1 protein-coding gene is annotated in these 746 nt (G+C 54.2%); it reads left to right on the plus strand.

The window, feature by feature from the left end; translation table 11 throughout:
- Positions 1-383: 383 nt before the first annotated feature.
- Positions 384-746: hypothetical protein (locus AC070A_RS34625; protein ID WP_494773649.1), on the plus strand; the 363-nt coding region annotated here is incomplete at its 3' end.

The raw sequence follows: 746 nt of genomic DNA on the forward strand, positions 1-746 counted from the left end.
GGATGGCCCAGCAGCGATATTGACGCGCTCATGCCGTGGAACTACGCCGCCTGAACGGCCCCGGCTTGTCGCTTACAATATTTCAGCTTAGCGCTTCAATTGAAATCGCCAAGTAGAAGCCACACCCGGTTACCCCCGAATGCTGCGCCTTTGCGAAAATAAGCGATCATTAACCATCTGAATTAACGGATGAATTTTTTACAGGCGGAAGTGAAATGATCATACACTTCCGCCATCCAGACGCCGATTTTCGCAAGCATTCATTATCGATAGGTTTCAAGTATCGCTAGTGATGGATTTGGAGTCGCAAATGCCTGATGTCGGTCGTCCGGGATAACCGGAAACGCCTGGTTTTCCGGGCTTCCAGGGTGCCGTAGCCCGGGATGACCGGACTCTCCCCAAGACGGAACTCGCCGGGCGGCGTCGGCGCACATGGCCCGTCCCCTTTACCGGATTTGAGCTCCGATGCGTTTCAGCGGCCCCCTCCTCTCGTGGGCCATCTAGGAAACCGCTATTTTTCCAGCGTTTCCGCCACAGAAGCCCGCTGGCGCGCGTTTACCACTGTGGATGCCCCGTTGCTTATCCCGGGTGACGATTTGAGTCTGGCGGGCTTCAATTTGATGCATAAAACACGCTTGCAACTGACCAATTTCTCACGCATTCCTTATCTGTACAAAGCACTTCGAAACGAGGCCGTTAAAAGCGCGATGGCGAAGCGACAAACCGTTAACGTCCAACAGCCACTC

It is taken from the genome of Ensifer sp. GW101-20A05, assembly GCF_059424735.1.